Genomic DNA, 18,751 nt, shown 5'->3' on the forward strand with positions numbered 1-18,751 from the left:
GTCACAAAGCTTTTTCTGCTGCATGAGTGCGTGGGGAAGGGCGGTAAATTATAATGCCGATGCCTATCCCTTTCATTTAACAGAATACTGTTTAAGTTATTGAAGAATGACTAAAAATTTTAAGCTTTCTCTTTGTGGCCTGTTGCTGCTATCAACCCATGCTGTGATGTTGCCTCAGGCTATGGCGAAAGCGCCGACGTACTCCGCCGGCACTGCGCATCAGGAAATTGCTTCCGGTAGCGCCATGGTGGTGGATTTGCGTGATAACCACATCCTGTATTCCAGTAACCCAGATGTGGTAGTGCCGATTGCTTCGGTGACCAAATTGATGACGGCGCTGGTGGTGCTGGATGCCAATCAGCCGCTGGATGAAATTATCTCTGTTGATATCAGCCAGACGAAAGAAATGAAAGGGGTGTACTCGCGCGTTCGTCTGAATAGTCAGATCAGCCGCCATGACATGCTGCTACTGGCGCTGATGTCATCAGAAAACCGGGCGGCGGCCAGCCTGGCGCACCACTATCCGGGCGGTTATCAGGCGTTTATCCGCGCGATGAATGCCAAAGCCCGTGCGCTAGGTATGACCCACACGCGTTATGTAGAGCCAACCGGGCTGTCCATCAATAACGTCTCGACCGCCCGCGATCTCACTAAACTCCTGATCGCCAGCAAGCAATATCCGCTGCTGAGCCAACTGAGTACCACACAGGAGAAAACGGCGACGTTCTCTAATCCGACGTACAGTCTGCCGTTCAGAAACACGAACCATCTGGTTTATAAAGCGGACTGGAGCATCCAACTGACTAAAACGGGCTTCACGAATCAGGCGGGGCACTGTCTGGTGATGCGGACGGTCATTAATCAGCGGCCTGTGGCGCTGGTGGTGCTGGACGCATTCGGTAAATACACGCACTTTGCCGATGCTAACCGTCTGCGTAAGTGGATGGAAACTGGCAAAGTCAGCGAGGTGCCTGCCGCGGCGCTGAGCTACAAGAAACAAAAATCGCTAGCTTCTCGCCAACCGCAGAGCATGGCGAGTATCGAAACCGAATAACTCAGTACTCCCCTTCCTGATGGCTTGGAAGGGGATATCTTGACGGTGGTTGAACAAGCCACCGCCTACGACGGGCTGTCACGCTTGAGCGCGCAGATCCTCTATCACTTCTCCCGCTTTTTTCACTTCTTCGTCATGATCATCTTCACGCCAGGTTTCCGCTAAGGCGTCCTGTAGCCAGCGCTGCATGGCGGGCTGAGCTAGCAGGTGGTCACAATAGGCAGTGGCTTCCGGTGACACGGGAAGCTGATAGGTTTTGATACGGAACACAACCGGTGCAAAGAAGGCGTCCACCGCCGAAAACTGTTTTCCTGCCAGAAACGGCCCGCCAAAGCGCGTCAGACCTTCCTGCCAGAGTTCGCAGATGCGGTTAATGTCGTTGCTGAGAGCGGGAGATATTTCGTTCATTTTGACGCGTACGCCGCAGCTCATGGAGCAGGTGTTGCGCAGCGCGGTAAAGCCAGAATGCATTTCGGCCGCGGCACAGCGTGCCCAGGCACGGGTTTTGGCATCGGCAGGCCAGACGCCGGGATGCTGCTCAGCCAGATATTCGGTAATCGCCAATGAATCCCAGACGAGGGTTTCGCCATCGATCAGGCAGGGGACTTTTGCCGTCGGCGAAAAGGCCTTAAATGCTGGCTGCGCCATGCCCGGTGCAAAAGCGACCAGTTTCTCTTCGAAAGGAATCGACAGCGTTTTCAACAGCACCCACGGACGCAGTGACCAGGACGAATAGTTTTTATTGGCGATATACAACTGATACATGTCTGATGCTCCTTGTGTTAACGAAGCCCTAGCATTAGCACGAAAGGCGGTAGAAATCATCCTCTTCACCGCTGCTCTGCCATCGGTTGAATGCGCTATTCGTAGGATTATCATGCAGGCGGAAAGCGGGAATGTGAATTATGCGTATCGCTTAGCATTATTCTTGCAGTTTTTATTAAATGAAATCTCAATAAATGCACTATATTACGCGCTGTGCATTTGAGTGCGTCGGTGCGGCAGCCACTATCGGGAAGCCTTATTCGCTTAAGGCCGGAGAAGGTGTTTTTCGCCTTGTCAGAGAAGGGATGTGACCGTCGGAATCTTCAACCTGTCTTGTGCTTCAGCGCCTTATTCTGTTTTGCTCTGACGCCTGGATTGACTGGGTCTTTATAACGAATGAAATGGCTTACTTCACTGACTATAGCAATTGGACTTGCTTGTAATCCGGCGTTTGCGCAGGAATTGACGTCTGCGCCGGCATCAATATCGCCTTCACATCAGCAACGCGATGCGTTTGTCACCGATCTGCTGAAGAAAATGACGCTGGAAGAGAAGATCGGCCAGCTCCGATTGATCAGCGTCGGGACGGATAACCCGAAAGAAGCCATTCGGGAAATGATCAGAAACGGCCAGGTTGGCGCGATTTTTAATACGGTAACCCGCCCGGACATTCGTGCGATGCAGGATCAGGTCATGCAGCTCAGCCGCCTGAAGATTCCGCTATTTTTTGCCTACGACGTGGTGCACGGCCAGCGCACCATTTTCCCTATCGCACTGGGGCTGGCTTCCAGCTGGGATATGAGCGCAATTGAGAAAAGCGCACGCGTGGCGGCTTATGAAGCGACGGAAGACGGCCTGAACATGACCTGGGCGCCGATGGTGGATATCACCCGCGATCCGCGCTGGGGCCGCGTGTCGGAAGGCTTCGGTGAAGACACCTGGCTGACCAGCAAAATTGCCGGTGTGGTTGTGAAAGCCTTTCAGGGCGATGACGTAACCGGACGCCACTCGCTGATGACCAGCGTAAAACACTACGCGCTCTACGGCGCAGTGGAAGGCGGACGCGACTATAACACCGTGGACATGAGCCCTCAGCGCATGTTCCAGGATTATATGCCGCCTTACAAAGCAGCGATTGACGCGGGTAGCAGCGGTGTGATGGTGGCGTTGAACTCCATCAACGGTACGCCAGCGACGGCAAACAGCTGGCTGCTGAAAGATGTTCTGCGCGATCAGTGGAATTTCAAAGGCATCACCATTACCGATCACGGTGCGATTAAAGAGCTGATTAAGCACGGCGTGGCCAGCGATCCGCGTGATGCATCGCGTCTGGCGGTCAAATCGGGTATCGGCATGAGTATGAGCGACGAGTATTTCGTCCGTTATCTGCCAGACCTGGTGAAAAGCGGGGCGGTAAGTATGCAGGAGATCGACGATGCCTGCCGTCAGGTGCTGAACGTAAAATATGATATGGGGCTGTTTGAAGATCCGTATCGTCATCTGGGGCCAGTCGGTTCCGATCCGGTGGATACCAATGCGGAAAGTCGCTTGCACCGTCTGGACGCGCGTGATGTGGCGCGTAAGAGCCTGGTGCTGTTGAAAAACCGTCTGCAAACGCTGCCGTTGAAAAAAGAAGGCACGATCGCCGTGGTAGGGCCATTGGCTGACAGCCAGCGCGATACGATGGGAAGCTGGTCTGCTGCGGGCGTGACGAAACAGACGATTACCGTTTATCAGGGGCTGAAGAATGCTGTCGGCGATAAGGCCACCATTCTCTATGCTAAAGGTGCCAACGTCAGTAATCACAAAGGCATTATCGACTTCCTGAATCAGTATGAAGATGCCGTGCAGGTGGATAAACGTCCGCCGCAGGTGATGATCGATGAAGCCGTTGAGGCTGCGAAGAAAGCGGATGTCGTGGTTGCTGTCGTCGGTGAAGCGGCAGGCATGGCGCATGAAGCCTCCAGCCGCTCGAACATCGACCTGCCACAAAGCCAGCGTGATCTGATTGCAGCACTGAAAGCGACGGGCAAACCGCTGGTTCTGGTGCTGATGAACGGTCGTCCTCTGGCACTGGTGCGTGAAGATCAGCAGGCCGATGCGTTACTGGAAACCTGGTTCAGCGGTACAGAAGGCGGCAATGCGATCGCCGATGTGCTGTTTGGCGACTATAACCCGTCCGGTAAGCTGCCGATGTCCTTCCCGCGTTCTGTTGGTCAGATCCCGATTTATTACAATCATCTGCCGTCAGGCCGTCCTTACACGCCGGAAAACCCAGGCAAATATACGTCTCACTACTACGATGAAGCCAATGGTCCGCTCTATCCGTTTGGTTACGGCCTGAGCTATACCACTTTCAGCGTGTCAGATGTGCGTCTGTCGAGCCAGACCATGAAGCGTAACGGAACGATCGACGCCAGTGTGACGGTGAAAAACACTGGCAGCCGCGCAGGGGAAACGGTTGTGCAGCTGTACGTGCATGATGTGGTGGCTTCCATCAGCCGTCCGGTGAAAGAGCTACGTGGTTTTGAGAAAGTGATGCTACAGCCGGGAGAGTCCCGCACGGTCACCTTCACGCTCGATCAGGATGCGCTGAAATTCTACAATGCCCGCATGCAGCAGGTGGTGGAACCTGGCAAGTTCGACGTGATGATTGGTCTGGATTCACAGCGTGTGAAGAGCGGGAGTTTCACCCTGCTATAATGATGTTTGTCTCGCCGCCCAGAATTCGGGTGGCGGGACGAATTGTGCTGATCGTAATACAGTGTGACTGTTGGAGAATAAGGTATTGCAGGAGAAGGGTATGCCGTTGACTGAAGTGGTGCTGGTTGATGAAAATGACAAGCCAACGGGCGTAATGGAAAAGCAGGAAGCACATGTAAAAGGAGCATTACATCGTGCGATCACCGTCTATATTTTCAATTCTCGCCAGCAGCTGTTATTGCAGCAGCGGGCGGAGGAGAAATACCATAGCGGCGGTTTATGGAGCAATACCTGTTGTAGCCATCCTGCGCCCGGTGAAGAGACGTTACAGGCGGCACATCGCCGTTTGTATGAAGAAATGGGATTACGCTGTGCGCTGACGCCGATGTTTACGCTCACCTATCGCCTACCGCTGGATAACGGGCTGATTGAGCATGAATTGGGGCATGTGTATTTTGGCGTGACGGATGATCTTCCGAGGATGAATCCCGATGAAGTGTCGAACTATGAATACCAGTCAATAGACGACATTGCACAGCGGATGGTGGAGACGCCCGAACAGTTTACGGCCTGGTTCCAACTGACCTTCGCGCGTATTCCTGAGTACTGGCAGACGTTTCAGTCTGAGCAACCAAATTAATTAAAGTGATGCGAATTGCCGCGTTTCCGTGCGGCACCGTTCGTGCAGTCGGCGGGTGCTGTGGGTCGAAAGCCTCAGCCTGCATGCTCGATAATAATGTAGCCCACCAGCATCATGCCGGACATACCACCTAAGGCGAGAAAGGCAAAGAGACCGATAATACCGATTTTTTGAAGAGTCATCAGGTTATCCTTTTGTTAATTGCCTCGAATTATAATGCCTTCAGCCCATGAAACAAGATCGAAACGCTCCGCGCTTTTTAAATACACCACATTAGCGAAATAAAAGCAGCGCACCAAAAAACATCAGAATGACGCCAGCACCGCGTTCAATCGGGTTAAGCCAACGCGTTAAACGCTGCTGAATCAACGGACGAGCGATCAGCGCGGCGATCAGCAGATCCCACACCAGAACGACAGAAAACATCCAGCTACCGCTGACGAATTGCTGCGTGGGTGTCACATTTTGCCCAAGAATGCTGGTCATCAGGCTGATGTAGAACAGCATGTTTTTGGGATTCAGTAGCGCCGAGCCGAGTCCCAGCAAAATTTGTTTATGCAGCGTCGGGCAGCGGTCGGACTGTTGTTCCACCTGTAGTGAGATCACTGAACGACTTTTCACTAACTGATAACCCACCCAGAGGAGATAAGCCGCCCCGGCTAACTCGATGAGGGTAAACAGCGTAGGCGAATGTTGAATGCCCGCCCAGCCGATTGCTGCCAGCAGAATGTAAATACCGTTACCCAGCGCGATGCCCAGACAAATTCCCGCGCTGCCGCGCAGCCGGTAGCGAATGGCGTAGGCCGTCAGCAGAAAGAAATCCGGGCCAGGGCTCAGTAGCGCGACAAAATGCGCCAGCGCCAGAGCGGGAAAATGAGTGGGAAAGAGAGAATCAGCGGAAAAAAGGGTATTGATGAACGTGGCATTGATGAACATGGTATGTCTGACCTCAATAAGTAATCGAGGCCAGTCTAGACAAGGCGTTCCGCTATTTATTGTCAAATATTGATCGCGCGTACTGACCCGGCGTCGCGGCGGTGTATTGCACAAATGTTTTGTGGAAATGGCTTTGATCGCAGAAGCCGCTTTGATAGCTGGCATCAACCAATGGCGTGCCTTGTTTCAGCAGCGATTTGGCATACTCAATGCGGGCATTATTCAGGAATGCCATCGGTGTAATGCCGGTATCGTGACGAAATTGTCGCACGATGGTTTCACGTCTCAGGCTTAGCTCCTCCGCCAGCGTTTCCAGCGAGGGCGCTTCTTGCAAATTATTCAGCAAACGTTCGCGCACATGGCGCGTCGTGGTTTGCGACACCTGATGCGGTAATGCTGGCAAACAGGATGGCGCGGGCAGGCAATATTGTCGCCAGACGGGGCTCAGCATCGCTTTGAGCTGGTTATCTGCCGATGTAATGTCTCCCAGAGACAGCAGGGCAATGACGTGCTGATAATGCATAAACAGGTCGGGATCGCGCAAGACGACGCAGTTGCAACGCAAGGTATCTACCTGATAACCACAGTGAGTCGCGATTTGATCGAGACACCATTCCGCATCCAGATACAGCATGTGATAACTGCGCGTTTTTCCGGGCAGCGGATTACAGCTGTGCGGCTGTTGGGGATCGATAAAAATCAGATCGCCAACCTGTAAGTGGTGAATGTCGTTACGGTAATGGCAAAGCGTTTCGCCGTGTTCTATCGCCCCAATCGAAAATTGCGCATGGCTGTGTGTTTTATAGGCATGGCTGCTGTGGTGCGTGCTGCGGCTTTCAACATGCGGTAATCGTGGCGAAAACCAGTACGATTGGTTAATGGCGTGGACCGAAGACATAATTTACCGAAGATAGAGTCGTTGCTGAAGATGAGTTGTGGCCGAAGATATAATGCACCGCTCGCGATAACGGCTGTGTTTGATAAAAAGAATAGCTTACCCTAATCGCTGGATAGAAGATTGTCGAGACCAGAATTATCGCGCACGTGATATCGGCTGACGTCGCCGGGCGTCTGTGGGACAATGGCGGTCAGATTACACAGATACAGAGTATGCATGACGCTGTCCCCCGCAATAAAATTGCAGATTGGTCAATGGTATAAGGCCCTGCAAGCGCAAATCCCGGATTTTATTTCCCGCGTTCCCCAGCGACAGATGATTGCCGAAGTGGCGAAAACACTGGCGGGCGATTACCCGCGCCATCTGGCTATTGAAGCGCCAACCGGCGTCGGGAAAACGCTGTCTTACCTGATTCCGGGTATTGCGGTGGGGCGTGCGGAGGATAAAACGCTGGTGGTCAGCACCGCGAATGTGGCATTGCAGGATCAGATTTACAGCAAAGATTTGCCGCTGTTGCAGAAGTTTATTCCCGAACTGAAATTTACCGCCGCATTTGGCCGTCGTCGTTATATTTGCCCACGTAATCTGGCGATGCTGGCAACCGATCCTGACGCGCAGGGGGATTTACCGCTCTTTCTGGACGATGAGCTGATGTCCGCCAGCAAGGAGGAAAAGCGTACCTGTGTGCGGCTTGAGAAAGCGCTGCAAGGCCATGCCTGGGATGGGCTGCGCGATCATTATCAGGATTCACTTGACGATAGCCTGTGGCAGAAGCTGAGTACGGACAAAGCGAACTGTCTCGCGCACAACTGCCATTACTACCGCGAGTGCCCGTTCTTCATCGCACGGCGTGAGATCGAACAGGCCGATGTTGTGGTGACCAACCATGCGCTGGTAATGGCGGCGATGGAAAGCGAGTCGGTACTTCCTCCCCCTAAGAATCTCCTGCTGGTGCTCGATGAAGGGCACCACATTCCTGACGTTGCCCGCGATACGCTGGAGATGTCCGGTGATATTCATCCAGCTTATATGATGGCGCAGTTGGAACAGCTGGTGCAGCTCATCGGGCAATGTATGGCGCAGTTTACCCCTAAATCACCGCCGCGACTCGCTAACAGCGAACGGTTAACCAGCCACTGTGAGGAGATCCGCGAGTGCGTGCTGTCTTTCTCGCAAATGTGCGGTCTGTTTCTTCCCCATGACGGGCAGGAAACCGAGTACCGCTTTGCGATGGGCAAAATGCCGGATGAAATGCGTGAACTCTGCGTACGGTTGTTCAAACTGACCGACACGCTGCGGGCGCTGGCGGAGTATATGCTTAACGACCTCAGCGAAAAAACCGGGAAGCATGACATGGTGCGGGTCTATCATGCTCTGCTGAAAATGAGTCGCCAGCAGGGCTACCTTGAGTCTATGAGTAAACTGTGGCGGCTGGCGGCAATGGAGAAATCCTCTAATGCGCCGGTTTCTAAATGGATTACGCGGGAAATGCGTGATAACCAGCCGCATCTTCATCTGCACTGCGCGGGGATCCGCGTCTGCGACCAGCTTGAAAGGCTATTGTGGAGTAAGGTGTCGCACGTCGTGGTGACCTCGGCAACGCTGCGCTCGCTGAACAGTTTCGCGCGCCTACAGGAGCTTTCCGGCCTGGGTGAGCAGGAAGGGGACACGTTCATCGCGCTGGATTCGCCGTTCAACCACCGTGAGCAGGGGCGTTTGGTGATTCCCAAAATGCGCTATGAACCGCTGATGGAATCGGAAGCGCAGCATGTTGCTGAAATGGCGCAGTTTTTCCGGGCGGAGCTAAAGCAGGATAAGCATAAAGGTATACTGATGCTGTTTGCCAGCCAGCGTGCCATGCAGCTGTTTCTGACGCAGGTTACCGATTTACGCCTGATGCTGCTGGTTCAGGGAGATAAGCCGCGTTACAGGTTGGTCGAGCTACATCGCCAGCGGGTAAAGGAAGGCCAGACTAGCGTGTTAATTGGCTTACAGTCCTTTGCGGAAGGGTTGGATCTGAAAGGGGATCTCCTGTCTCAGGTGCATATCCATAAAATCGCGTTTCCGCCTATCGACAGTCCGGTGATTCTGACGGAAGGCGAGTGGTTAAAAAGTCTCAAACGGCATCCGTTTATCGTACAAAGCCTGCCCAGCGCCTCGTTTAACCTCATCCAGCAGGTTGGACGCCTTATTCGCAGCCATGACTGCTTTGGTGAGATCGTCATTTACGATCGTCGCCTGTTGACCAAAGGCTATGGCGCACAACTGCTGGCGGCGCTGCCCGTTTTCCCGATTGAACAGCGGGATATGCCATAGCAAATTCCTATATATTCGTTTGCAGAATAAAGGGGTAATTAATCCCTATTTAGCGCTATATTTTTTTATTCTTATTTGTTAGATTTGTCTCGGAACAGCAAGGATGCCGTTAATGTGTGTGACAATTTATGTCATTATGCAGTGCGGTTTTTATCAACCAGGGACAGGTACCATGATGAAAATTAACGCAGCGAATAAAATTTCCTTCCTTTTCAAAAACGAATGCGGTCTGGCATCCGTTTCTCTTGCTGTCCATATCAATACCAATAATAAAAATTAGTCACCGTGACTTTATTATTTATCATTTGATAATAACGAAAATAATTGGCGTTATTTCTTAATTATTTCCTTATAGAGATAATTTTTATTTATATGAGTTTTTTATATAAATATTTTTATACCCTAAATAATTCGAGTTTCAGGAAGGCGGCAAGCGAGGGAATCCCGATGAGCTTACACTGGTAAGTGATTCGGGTGACTGAACGCGGCCAACGCACATGCAACTTGAAGTATGACGGGTATAGTGAGCTTTATCTACCCAGGAGACGATTAGCCCGCAACCACGCGCGGTACATGCAATACCTCGATTGCATGAAGGGATTTAGGATTCTGATCATCCCGATCAGACTTATGGAGAAGAAAAGATGGCTTTACGAGATGAAGATAAGGATACCGCGGAATCGGCATTGCATGCAGCGGGTACGGGATATAGTGATGTGTACGATCTGTATAATTACCACTCCCGTGGCGATGGACAGCTTAATGGCAAACCCTCGTTCACAAGCGATCTGGCAGCCAAGGAAATTGTTCGCGACGGTCTGACCTGGAATGGCACGAACGTATTCGGTAAATCCGCTAATCTGACCTATTCGTTCTTACAGAACGTGCGGTCTATCCCTTCTGGCGATCAAGGCTTTGTGAAATTCAGCGCCGCTCAGGAGCAGCAAGCTAAACTGTCTCTGCAATCGTGGTCAGATGTCGCCAATATCACGTTTACTCAGGTTAGCCCTACCCAAAAGGCCACCATCACGTTTGGTAACTACACCCGTGATTCAAGCGGTCGTATGGACTACGATACTCAGGCTTACGCTTATATGCCGGGTAACCATTCGGCAGCGGGCAGCGCCTGGTTTAACTACAACTCCGACACGGTGCGTAACCCGGCGACGGAATACGGCAAGCAGACGCTGACGCATGAAATCGGTCATGCGCTGGGCCTGAACCACCCAGGTTCTTACAATGCTGGCGAAGGCAACCCGACCTACCGCGATGTGACCTATGCGGAAGATACGCGCCAGTTCAGCCTGATGAGCTACTGGAGTGAGCAGAACACCGGAGGGGATTTCCAGGGGCACTATGCCGCAGGTCCGCTGATTGATGACATCACGGCAATCCAATATCTGTACGGTGCAAACATGAACACGCGTACCGGTGACACGGTATACGGTTTCAACTCTAACACCGGCCGTGATTTCTATTCAGCGAATAGCAGCAGTGACAAGCTGATCTTCTCTGTTTGGGATGCGGGTGGCACGGATACGTTTGATTTCTCTGGCTACAGAAACGATCAGCGTATCAACCTGAATGAAGGCGGATTCTCTGATGTTGGCGGCCTGAAAGGTAACGTCTCTATCGCCCACGGCGTCACGATCGAAAACGCCATTGGCGGCTCCGGCAACGATATTATTATCGGCAATGATGCGAATAATGTCCTGAACGGCGGTGCGGGTAATGACGTCATTTACGGCGGCGGCGGTGCAGATACGCTGACGGGCGGTGCGGGCAAAGATATTTTTGTTTACGCCAGCGCGAGCGACTCCTCCTATAAAAACGGTTATGACACCATCACGGACTTCCAACGCGGCATCGACAAAATCGACCTGTCAGCGTTGAATCAAAATAAAGATTTGCAGTTTGTTGATGCGTTCACTGGACGTGGCAATGAAGCCCTGCTTGACTGGGATGCGGGTAGCAATACCACGAATCTGTGGCTGAATTTTGCGGGTCAGACCACACCAGACTTTGTTGTACATATTGTTGGTCAGCCTTCTGCGGCAACCGATTTTATCGTGTGATGTAGCAAGGACGGGGTTTCCCCGTCCTTTTCTGTTATCGACTAGGGGCCACTATGAAAAAATTAATCATCGCGGCGCTGTTAAGTGCAATAAGCGGAGGATGTATGGCAAGTAGTCTGAAATTGCCTTCAGCAAGTGAACTAAGCGGCGTATGGCAATTGCGTGGCGGGGAACAGCAGTGTGAGGTTGTGCTGCACAATACGCCGTTAGTGGATAACACCTGGCGTCTTGAGGGTGATGCAGTGTGTTTAAAAGCGCTGCTGTCGGACGTGCCTGCCGGGTGGCGGCCGACGCCGGACGGTATCACGCTGACGAAAGAACAGGGCCAGTCCGTGGCGTTCTTTAGCAAGGAAAAAGAGGGCTATACGCTGACATTGCCTGATGGCGGTACACGGACGTTGCATAAACAGCCCTGACAGGAGAGGCAAACGCAGTGAGTCAACTAGCAAATAAGGAACGTTCGTTGTTGAGTATACTGCGTCCTTTCCGGCGCAGCTTTTGGAGCATTGGGATTTTCAGCGCCATCGTTAATCTACTGATGCTGTCGCCTTCTATCTATATGCTTCAGGTTTACGATCGCGTACTGGCGTCCGGGAATGGCACCACGCTGCTGATGCTTACCCTGCTGATTGCCGGGCTGGGAGTATTCATGGCGGCACTCGAATGGGTGCGTAGCCTGGTGGTCGTCAGGCTCGGGACCCGGATCGATCTACAACTGAATCAACAGGTGTTCAACGCCGCGTTTGAGCGTAATCTGGAAGCCGGTGAGGCCAAAGCGGGTCAGGCGCTGAACGATCTCACGTTACTGCGGCAGTTCATTACGGGCAACTCACTGTTTGCCTTCTTCGATATTCCCTGGTTTCCCTTCTTTTTATTGGTGCTGTTCCTGATCCACCCGGTTCTCGGCCTGCTGGCGCTGGGAGGGACCGTGGTGCTGGTGCTGCTGGCGTGGCTGAATCAGTATCTCACCACGTCGCCTTTGGAAGAGGCTAACCATGAAGCGCTACAGGCGACGCATCTTGCGGATACGCAACTGCGTAATGCGGAAGTCATTGAATCGATGGGGATGCTGCCTAATTTGCGCCGCCGCTGGCTGGGGCAACACTACCGCTTTATTACGCTGCAAAATCTGGCAAGTGAACGGGCTGCGGTTGTCGGCGCGGCATCCAAACATGCGCGTGTTTTTCTGCAATCGCTGATGCTCGGCGTGGGGGCCTTGCTCGCGATTAAGGGCGAGATTACGCCGGGCATGATGATTGCCGGGTCAATTCTTGTCGGGCGTGTGCTGAGTCCTATCGATCAGTTTATTGGTATTTGGAAACCGTTAAGCAGCGCCCGTCAGGCCTGGCATCGACTGAGTCGTATCATGGCGGCATATCCGCCGAAAGCGACGCCGATGGCGTTGCCTGCGCCCGTTGGCCAACTCAGCGTCGAGAATGTTCTGTTGCAGACGCCGCAAGGGGCATCAAGATTGCAGGATATCCATTTCTCGCTTCAGGCGGGCGAAACGCTGGCGATTCTGGGGGCATCGGGTTCAGGTAAATCCACGCTGGCGCGTCTACTGGTGGCGACGCAAACACCGACACGTGGCAAGGTTCGATTGGATGGCGCCGATCTCAGCCAGGTGGATAAAACGGCATTTGGCCCGGCGATGGGCTACCTGCCGCAGGATGTGCAGCTCTTTAAGGGCACGCTGGCGGAGAATATTTCCCGCTTTGGCGAACATGATGCGGAAAAGATTGTGGCGGCGGCGAAGCTGGCTGGCGTCCACGAAATGATTCTTAGCCAGCCGCAGGGATATGACACCCCTCTCGGCGCTGACGGCAACGGGCTGTCGGGCGGGCAACGGCAGCGCATCGCTCTGGCGCGTGCGGTGTATGGCGAACCCTGCCTGCTGGTTCTCGATGAGCCGAACTCCAGTCTTGATAACGAAGGTGAAATGGCACTGGCGCAGGCGATCTCGCATCTTCAGAAGCGGGGGGCGACGGTGGTTCTGATTACGCATCGTCCGGCATTAACGACGCTGGCGCATAAGATTCTGGTGCTTAATCAGGGTAGGCAGCAACGCTTTGGGCCTGCGCGCGATATTCTGAGCGAACTGCAGCCGCGCCGTGCTGCCAATCAGGCACAAATGGCCCCTTCTGCCGCTGTCCAGCGGTAACATGGAATGACGAAAACAGGGAAAGACATGTCCGCATCAGAAATAAGCGAAGAGAGTATGAACCAGACGGCGCAGCGTGATGAAAAACGTGCGGTGCGTCTGGGATGGTTGCTGGTGCTTGCCGGGTTTGGTGGTTTTCTCCTGTGGGCACTGTTTGCACCCTTGGATAAGGGTGTAATGGTGAATGGCAGCGTCGTGATTTCCGGTAACCGCAAGGTTGTGCAGCACAACCAGGGCGGCATTGTCGATAAAATTCAGGTGAAAGACGGCGACAGAGTCGAGGCTGGCCAGATTCTGTTAACGCTGAATGAGGTCGATGCGCGTTCGGCGAGTGAAGGGCTGGATGGTCAGTATTTACAGCTGGTGGCACGGGAAGGTCGGCTGCTTGCCGAGCAGCAGCGCCTGAGTGACATGGTGATGACACCTCGTTTGCAGCCGCTAGCCGAGAAGCCGGAGATGAACATGATTACGGCATTGCAGCGTGATTTACTGCGCAGCCGTCAGCAGTCGCTCAGGCTTGAAGCAGAAGGGATGCGTTCCAGTATTGCAGGCATGGAGGCGTCACTCAGCGCTCAACGTCAGGTGATGACCAGCAAACAGAAGCAGCGAGAGACGCTGGAACAACAGCTGCAAGGGCTGCGTTCACTGGCGGCGGAAAACTATGTCCCGCGTAACAAAATGCTGGAGAACGAACGTTTGCTGGCGCAGCTTAACGGCGATATTGCCCAACTGGCGGGGGATATTAATCGTACCCGCCGTGATATTGAGCAACAAACGCTGCTGATTGCACAGCGCCAGCAGGAATACGACAAAGAAGTGAACAGCGAGCTGGCGGAAGTGCGGGCGCTGCTGAGCGATGTGGGCAGCAAGAAGGAAAAAGCCGATTTCAATCTGGCGAATATTCAGATGCGAGCGCCCGTTTCCGGCACGGTGGTCGGGTTGAAAGTGTTTACGGAAGGCGGTGTGATTGCGCCGGGACAGACGCTGCTGGAGATTGTGCCGGACGATCAGCCGCTATTGGTGGATGCACGTCTCCCTGTGGAGCTGGTGGATAAGATCTGGCCGGGGCTACCTGTCGAGCTACAGTTCGTCGCGTTTAACCAAAGTACGACGCCGCGCGTAGCGGGAACGGTCGAGCTGCTGTCCGCTGACCGACTGCTGGATGAGCGAGACGGTTCCCCTTATTACAGCCTGCGCGTGATGGTGGATGATGCAGGAAAACGCGCGCTGGAGGGGCTGGAAATCAAACCCGGTATGCCGGTACAAGGGTTTGTGCGTACTGGAGAGCGGTCATTCGTCAATTATCTATTTAAGCCTTTAATGGATCGCCTGCATCTGGCATTAACGGAAGAGTAATTATGCAAAGGATCGCGATAATCGTGCTGTTTGGACTGCTTTCTTCGGGCGCCAACGCATTAGGGCTGCTTGATGCCTGGGAATTGGCGCTGCGTAACGACGCTCAGTTTCGTGCGGCGGGGTTTGAGCGAGCGGCGGGTCAGGAAGAGGAAAATATCGGGCGCGCCAATCTGCTCCCCAATCTCCAGTATGGCTATAGCGCTAACCGCAGCCATTCCAAAGTCACTCAAACGGATAGCTTCACGGGTAACACGCTAAAACGCGATTATGACAGCTATACATCCACGCTGTCGCTGCGCCAGCCACTGCTGGATTACGCAGCCTGGGCGCGTTATCAGCAGGGCGTTGCCCGTACATTGATGGCCGATCAGCGTTTTCGCGATCGCAGTCAGGATCTGATGGTGCGGTTATATAAAGCCTGGAGTAGCGCGCTACTGGCGCAGGAAAAGCTGCAATTGCTGGATGCGCAACAGCGGGCGTATCAGGAACAGTTGGCGTTAAATAAACGCCTCTTGCTGGCGGGCGAAGGGACGTTAACGGACGTGCGGGAAACGGAAGCGCGTTTTACGCTAATTGAGGCACAGCGGATTGAGCAGCAGGATAATCTGGATGCCGCGATGACCGATCTGGAAAATATGACGGGCACGGCGCTGGATATCACGGCGCTGTATCCTTTGACGCTCACTCAACTGCCGTCTGCGGAATCAGGCAGGCAGACGCTGGCGCAGTGGCGCGATCTTGCCGTGCAGCACAATGCCAAACTGGCGACGCAGCGCGAAGGGCTGGCGGTCAGTCGTTATGAAATTGAACGCAGTCGCGCCGGGCATTTACCCACGCTGTCGCTGGTGGCATCGTCGCGCAATAGCCGTTCGGAAAGTGAATACAACTACAATCAGAAATACGACACGCAGAGTGTCGGTTTGCAGCTGAACGTTCCTCTTTATTCTGGGGGTTCTGTCTCGGCATCGATGCGGCAAGCCGCAGCGGAATATCAGCAAAGTCAGGCGGAACTGGACGATCAAACCAAGCAAACGCTGGCGGAATTGAAAAAGTACTACAACCTGTACAACAACGGGTCGGCGAAAATTAAGGCCTGGCAAATGACGGCTTCGTCGGCACAAGAAGCGGTCAACGCTACGCGATTAAGCGTCGCGGGCGGTGAACGTATCAATCTGGATATTCTGCTGGCCGAACAGGATTGGTATAACGCCCGACGAGAGCTGGCGGAAGCGAAATACAGCTGGCTTCAGGCGTGGCTCTTACTGCGCTATACCGCAGGTACCCTGAACGAGAAAGATATTCTGGAACTGGCGGCCTGGTTTCAGCCAGCAACGAATCCATGAGGTAAGAGCGAGACCATCAAAAACTAAAGCAGATGACAAAATCATCTGCGGATAATCGGATAGTTTTTTGTCAGCAGCAACGTCTACGCACATGCCATGTGAAGTATGACGAGTGCATGACGACGATAAATGGTTCAATTTTGTAAGGTATTGCGCCTCAGGAATACTTAAACTCCTTTAAAATCATAACGCATCCTCATTTTGCATAATGGCCTCCGTTCTTATCAGGAGGCTTTATTGTGAAAAAAATCAAAAAACCGCGTCTTACCGGCTGGATTGTAACATCCGCTTTCCTCTTTGCTGTTATCGGGCTGATTTCACCGCAGCAGCTTCCCGTCACCATCTATAAGCTCTCGCTTATTTCACTCGCCGCAGTATTAGGTTATTGGCTGGATCGCTCGCTGTTTCCTAAAGCGCGCCCCGGTTTGTTCCTCGAACAAGGGGATGAATCTGCGCCGCGCGGACGTTTCCCGGTTCGGGACGGCCACCACACCGTGTTTGCCGCTGCGATGCTGCGGCGTGCGCTGATTGTGTCAGCCGTTTGCATCGGCGTAGCGATGGGGTTGTGATATGCGACACCTTCTCATCATGCTGCTTGTTAGCCCGATGCTTTTTAGCGCGACGGTCTACGCCGACACGATCCCTCGTGCCGCGCAGGCGTACCGCAGTGACGTGATCCGCAGCGCACGGCTGGATTGGGGCATGAATGCCCCAATCGCTGACTTTGCGGCGCAACTGCATCAGGAAAGCGGCTGGAATCCACGGGCCGTTTCACCCGTCGGCGCACAGGGGCTGGCGCAGTTTATGCCGGCCACCGCTGACTGGTTTAGCGGTATCGTTCCTGAACTTCTTGCAAATCAACCGTTTAATCCCTCCTGGGCTATCCGCGCGCTGACGGGCTATGACCGCTGGCTGTGGACGCGAATTAGCGCCAGCAATGACTGTGAACGCATGGCAATGACCTTGTCGTCCTACAACGGCGGGCTTGGCTGGTTACAGCGTGATAAACAGCGCACGAAGATCGCCGAGAAAGACATCCTCCGCTGGTTCGGCCATGTGGAAACCGTCAATGCAGGGCGCAGCGCGGCCAACTGGCGAGAGAACCGCCATTATCCTGACCGCATTTTGCATCAGCTGGCGCCACGGTATCTGAGCTGGGGGAGGGCGAGCTGTGTGGAATAGCCTGTTTCTTACTAGCCTGAAATCCCTTTTTTCGCCACGCGTGGTCACCGTCCTGATTGCCGTTGTGCTGCTACTCGCGGTCTACCTGACCGGCCGTAATCAGGGTTACCAACTGGCGCAGGCATTGGGGGATGCCGCGCTGGCGAAACAGCAGGCGGCGTTTAATTTGCTACAGCAGCAGCAGGCTGAAACCCAGAACCAGCTATTACGCGCGGCGGCGGAACAATACCAGCAACAGGTAGAACGTGGGAATCAACTCGAACAGCGCTATCTGGCAGCGCGTCAAAAACTGGCGGCGGATAACGCCGTTCTGCAACGGAAGATTGATCATGTTACTCAGCAATACATTGACGAAAAAGGCAAAGTTCAGCCTGTGCAGTGCGTGTTTACTCGTGGCTTCGTGCAGCATTACAACGCCGCTTTCGGTCTGTCCGCCGACGGTGCCACAGACATTACCGCCGCTGCCCGCCGCACTGGCGCAGCGTCCGGTTCCGGCGCAGCCGCTGACGCCGAATTACAACCTTCAGGCGTCTCCCAGCGCGACATTCTCGCCAACATCAGCGACAACGGAGAACGCTATCAGGCACTAAGCGCGCAGGTTAACGCGCTGCTGGATTACATCGAAGCGTTACAACAGGCAGGGGAGGTAACACGTGAAGATTGAAGTGGAGTTTTGGTCGCTGGTCGGCCTGCTGTTGTCATTTATGAGCTTCCTGTTTGCCGCTGGGAGGATTCTGCTCACGCAGATTGAAAAGCGGTTAAACGAGCGTTTTGCCGCGCTGGAAAACGCGCGGCAGAAGAGCGAACAAGGGTGGACGCGGCTGGAGCGCGAGTTTCTGGAGTTCCGTGCTGATTTACCTCTGACTTACGTGCGGCGTGAGGATTACATCCGCGGCCAGACGGTCATCGAAGCCAAGCTGGATGCGCTTTATAACAAACTGGAGTTAGTGCAGCAGCGGCATGTGGGAGGCAATCATGGCTGACACGCAGCGTATTCGGCAGGAATCGATGCGTTGGCATTTGCTTATCGCATTAAATAAGACACGCCCTTATACCGCGAATGAAATGTTCCTGCTGGCGCTGATGCAGCGGCTGTATGCCGATGCCTCAGCGCTGGAGCTGCGTCATGCGCTGGATTACCTGGCCGATCGCAAGATGGCGGTATTAACCAAGGAGGTGAGCGGCGTCTGGCTGGCAAATCTCACCCGTCTTGGCGTGGATGTCGTGGAATATGCGGTTGATTGTATGGTTGGCATCGCCCGGCCGGAAAAATACTGGGATCGGTAATCCCATTGCATTGCTTGCTCTTCTGTCTTTTCGCG

Annotated in this window: 17 protein-coding genes; 14 read left to right on the plus strand and 3 right to left on the minus strand. The window is 53.7% G+C overall.

Annotation, left to right across the window (positions count from 1 at the left end; genetic code table 11):
- The first annotated feature begins 106 nt into the window (after positions 1-106).
- Complete coding sequence (gene pbpG, locus R9X49_RS04425) at positions 107-1,054, plus strand: D-alanyl-D-alanine endopeptidase (protein WP_319847350.1); 948 nt, start codon at positions 107-109, stop codon at positions 1,052-1,054.
- Between the two features lie 78 nt (positions 1,055-1,132).
- Here pbpG and R9X49_RS04430 read toward each other — a convergent pair whose 3' ends face one another.
- Entirely contained in the window at positions 1,133-1,819 is a 687-nt protein-coding gene (locus tag R9X49_RS04430) for a glutathione S-transferase family protein (RefSeq protein WP_319847351.1), read from the minus strand.
- 396 nt (positions 1,820-2,215) lie between these two features.
- Here R9X49_RS04430 and bglX point away from each other — a divergent pair, with 396 nt between their 5' ends.
- Positions 2,216-4,522, plus strand: a complete 2,307-nt coding sequence (gene bglX / locus R9X49_RS04435; protein ID WP_319847352.1) for a beta-glucosidase BglX — start codon at positions 2,216-2,218, stop codon at positions 4,520-4,522.
- Between the two features lie 100 nt (positions 4,523-4,622).
- On the plus strand, positions 4,623-5,162 hold the full coding sequence (idi, locus tag R9X49_RS04440; protein ID WP_319847353.1) for an isopentenyl-diphosphate Delta-isomerase: 540 nt from the start codon (positions 4,623-4,625) through the stop codon (positions 5,160-5,162).
- A gap of 273 nt (positions 5,163-5,435) precedes the next feature.
- Here the strand turns inward: idi and R9X49_RS04450 are convergent, their stop codons facing one another.
- Together R9X49_RS04450 and R9X49_RS04455 are read right to left on the minus strand one after the other, a co-directional pair.
- Positions 5,436-6,098, minus strand: coding sequence for a LysE family translocator (locus R9X49_RS04450; protein ID WP_319847354.1), 663 nt, complete (start codon positions 6,096-6,098; stop codon positions 5,436-5,438).
- 52 nt (positions 6,099-6,150) lie between these two features.
- Positions 6,151-6,996 (minus strand): AraC family transcriptional regulator, encoded by an 846-nt coding sequence (locus R9X49_RS04455; RefSeq protein ID WP_319847355.1) that lies wholly within the window; start codon positions 6,994-6,996, stop codon positions 6,151-6,153.
- Positions 6,997-7,212: 216 nt separating this feature from the next.
- Here R9X49_RS04455 and dinG point away from each other — a divergent pair, with 216 nt between their 5' ends.
- The 11 genes from dinG to R9X49_RS04510 all read left to right on the plus strand — a co-directional run bounded on the left by dinG (position 7,213) and on the right by R9X49_RS04510 (position 18,716).
- Positions 7,213-9,312, plus strand: a complete 2,100-nt coding sequence (gene dinG / locus R9X49_RS04460) for an ATP-dependent DNA helicase DinG (RefSeq protein ID WP_319847356.1) — start codon at positions 7,213-7,215, stop codon at positions 9,310-9,312.
- A 644-nt stretch (positions 9,313-9,956) separates the two neighbouring features.
- The gene (locus tag R9X49_RS04465) at positions 9,957-11,387 is read left to right on the plus strand and encodes a serralysin family metalloprotease (RefSeq protein WP_319847357.1); all 1,431 of its coding nucleotides are present in this window, start codon (positions 9,957-9,959) and stop codon (positions 11,385-11,387) included.
- Positions 11,388-11,491: 104 nt separating this feature from the next.
- Positions 11,492-11,803: a protease inhibitor Inh/omp19 family protein gene (locus R9X49_RS04470; protein WP_319848580.1), complete on the plus strand. Its 312-nt coding sequence runs from the start codon at positions 11,492-11,494 to the stop codon at positions 11,801-11,803.
- A 17-nt stretch (positions 11,804-11,820) separates the two neighbouring features.
- Positions 11,821-13,548, plus strand: a complete 1,728-nt coding sequence (locus tag R9X49_RS04475; RefSeq protein ID WP_319847358.1) for a type I secretion system permease/ATPase — start codon at positions 11,821-11,823, stop codon at positions 13,546-13,548.
- 27 nt (positions 13,549-13,575) lie between these two features.
- The gene (locus tag R9X49_RS04480; protein ID WP_319847359.1) at positions 13,576-14,904 is read left to right on the plus strand and encodes an HlyD family type I secretion periplasmic adaptor subunit; all 1,329 of its coding nucleotides are present in this window, start codon (positions 13,576-13,578) and stop codon (positions 14,902-14,904) included.
- A gap of 2 nt (positions 14,905-14,906) precedes the next feature.
- Positions 14,907-16,247, plus strand: a complete 1,341-nt coding sequence (locus tag R9X49_RS04485) for a TolC family outer membrane protein (protein ID WP_319847360.1) — start codon at positions 14,907-14,909, stop codon at positions 16,245-16,247.
- Positions 16,248-16,486: 239 nt separating this feature from the next.
- Entirely contained in the window at positions 16,487-16,816 is a 330-nt protein-coding gene (locus R9X49_RS04490) for a putative holin (RefSeq protein WP_319847361.1), read from the plus strand.
- 1 nt (position 16,817) lies between these two features.
- A complete protein-coding gene (locus tag R9X49_RS04495) occupies positions 16,818-17,429 on the plus strand; it encodes a transglycosylase SLT domain-containing protein (RefSeq protein ID WP_319847362.1) in 612 nt (203 codons plus the stop codon).
- The gene (locus R9X49_RS04500; RefSeq protein WP_319847363.1) at positions 17,419-18,093 is read left to right on the plus strand and encodes a hypothetical protein; all 675 of its coding nucleotides are present in this window, start codon (positions 17,419-17,421) and stop codon (positions 18,091-18,093) included. The genes R9X49_RS04495 and R9X49_RS04500 overlap by 11 nt, the downstream gene beginning before the upstream one ends.
- Positions 18,083-18,412: a hypothetical protein gene (locus tag R9X49_RS04505; protein ID WP_015839828.1), complete on the plus strand. Its 330-nt coding sequence runs from the start codon at positions 18,083-18,085 to the stop codon at positions 18,410-18,412. The genes R9X49_RS04500 and R9X49_RS04505 overlap by 11 nt, the downstream gene beginning before the upstream one ends.
- Positions 18,405-18,716 carry a hypothetical protein gene (locus R9X49_RS04510; protein ID WP_225087733.1) on the plus strand — a complete coding sequence of 104 codons (312 nt, stop codon included), beginning with the start codon at positions 18,405-18,407 and terminating at the stop codon, positions 18,714-18,716. Before R9X49_RS04505 ends, R9X49_RS04510 begins: the two co-directional genes overlap by 8 nt.
- The last annotated feature ends 35 nt before the right edge of the window (positions 18,717-18,751 follow it).

The sequence above is a fragment of the Pectobacterium carotovorum genome, from assembly GCF_033898505.1.
Lineage (GTDB): Bacteria > Pseudomonadota > Gammaproteobacteria > Enterobacterales > Enterobacteriaceae > Pectobacterium > Pectobacterium carotovorum_J.

Excerpts from the sequence above, each read along its gene's own strand:
- R9X49_RS04485 (WP_319847360.1), top strand. The coding sequence starts at position 14,907 with ATGCAAAGGATCGCGATAATCGTGCTGTTTGGACTGCTTTCTTCGGGC.
- pbpG (WP_319847350.1), top strand. The coding sequence starts at position 107 with ATGACTAAAAATTTTAAGCTTTCTCTTTGTGGCCTGTTGCTGCTATCA.
- R9X49_RS04470 (WP_319848580.1), top strand. The coding sequence starts at position 11,492 with ATGGCAAGTAGTCTGAAATTGCCTTCAGCAAGTGAACTAAGCGGCGTA.
- R9X49_RS04480 (WP_319847359.1), top strand. The coding sequence starts at position 13,576 with ATGTCCGCATCAGAAATAAGCGAAGAGAGTATGAACCAGACGGCGCAG.
- R9X49_RS04495 (WP_319847362.1), top strand. The coding sequence starts at position 16,818 with ATGCGACACCTTCTCATCATGCTGCTTGTTAGCCCGATGCTTTTTAGC.
- R9X49_RS04510 (WP_225087733.1), top strand. The coding sequence starts at position 18,405 with ATGGCTGACACGCAGCGTATTCGGCAGGAATCGATGCGTTGGCATTTG.
- R9X49_RS04450 (WP_319847354.1), bottom strand. The coding sequence starts at position 6,098 with ATGTTCATCAATGCCACGTTCATCAATACCCTTTTTTCCGCTGATTCT.
- dinG (WP_319847356.1), top strand. The coding sequence starts at position 7,213 with ATGACGCTGTCCCCCGCAATAAAATTGCAGATTGGTCAATGGTATAAG.
- bglX (WP_319847352.1), top strand. The coding sequence starts at position 2,216 with ATGAAATGGCTTACTTCACTGACTATAGCAATTGGACTTGCTTGTAAT.
- R9X49_RS04430 (WP_319847351.1), bottom strand. The coding sequence starts at position 1,819 with ATGTATCAGTTGTATATCGCCAATAAAAACTATTCGTCCTGGTCACTG.
- idi (WP_319847353.1), top strand. The coding sequence starts at position 4,623 with ATGCCGTTGACTGAAGTGGTGCTGGTTGATGAAAATGACAAGCCAACG.
- R9X49_RS04465 (WP_319847357.1), top strand. The coding sequence starts at position 9,957 with ATGGCTTTACGAGATGAAGATAAGGATACCGCGGAATCGGCATTGCAT.
- R9X49_RS04455 (WP_319847355.1), bottom strand. The coding sequence starts at position 6,996 with ATGTCTTCGGTCCACGCCATTAACCAATCGTACTGGTTTTCGCCACGA.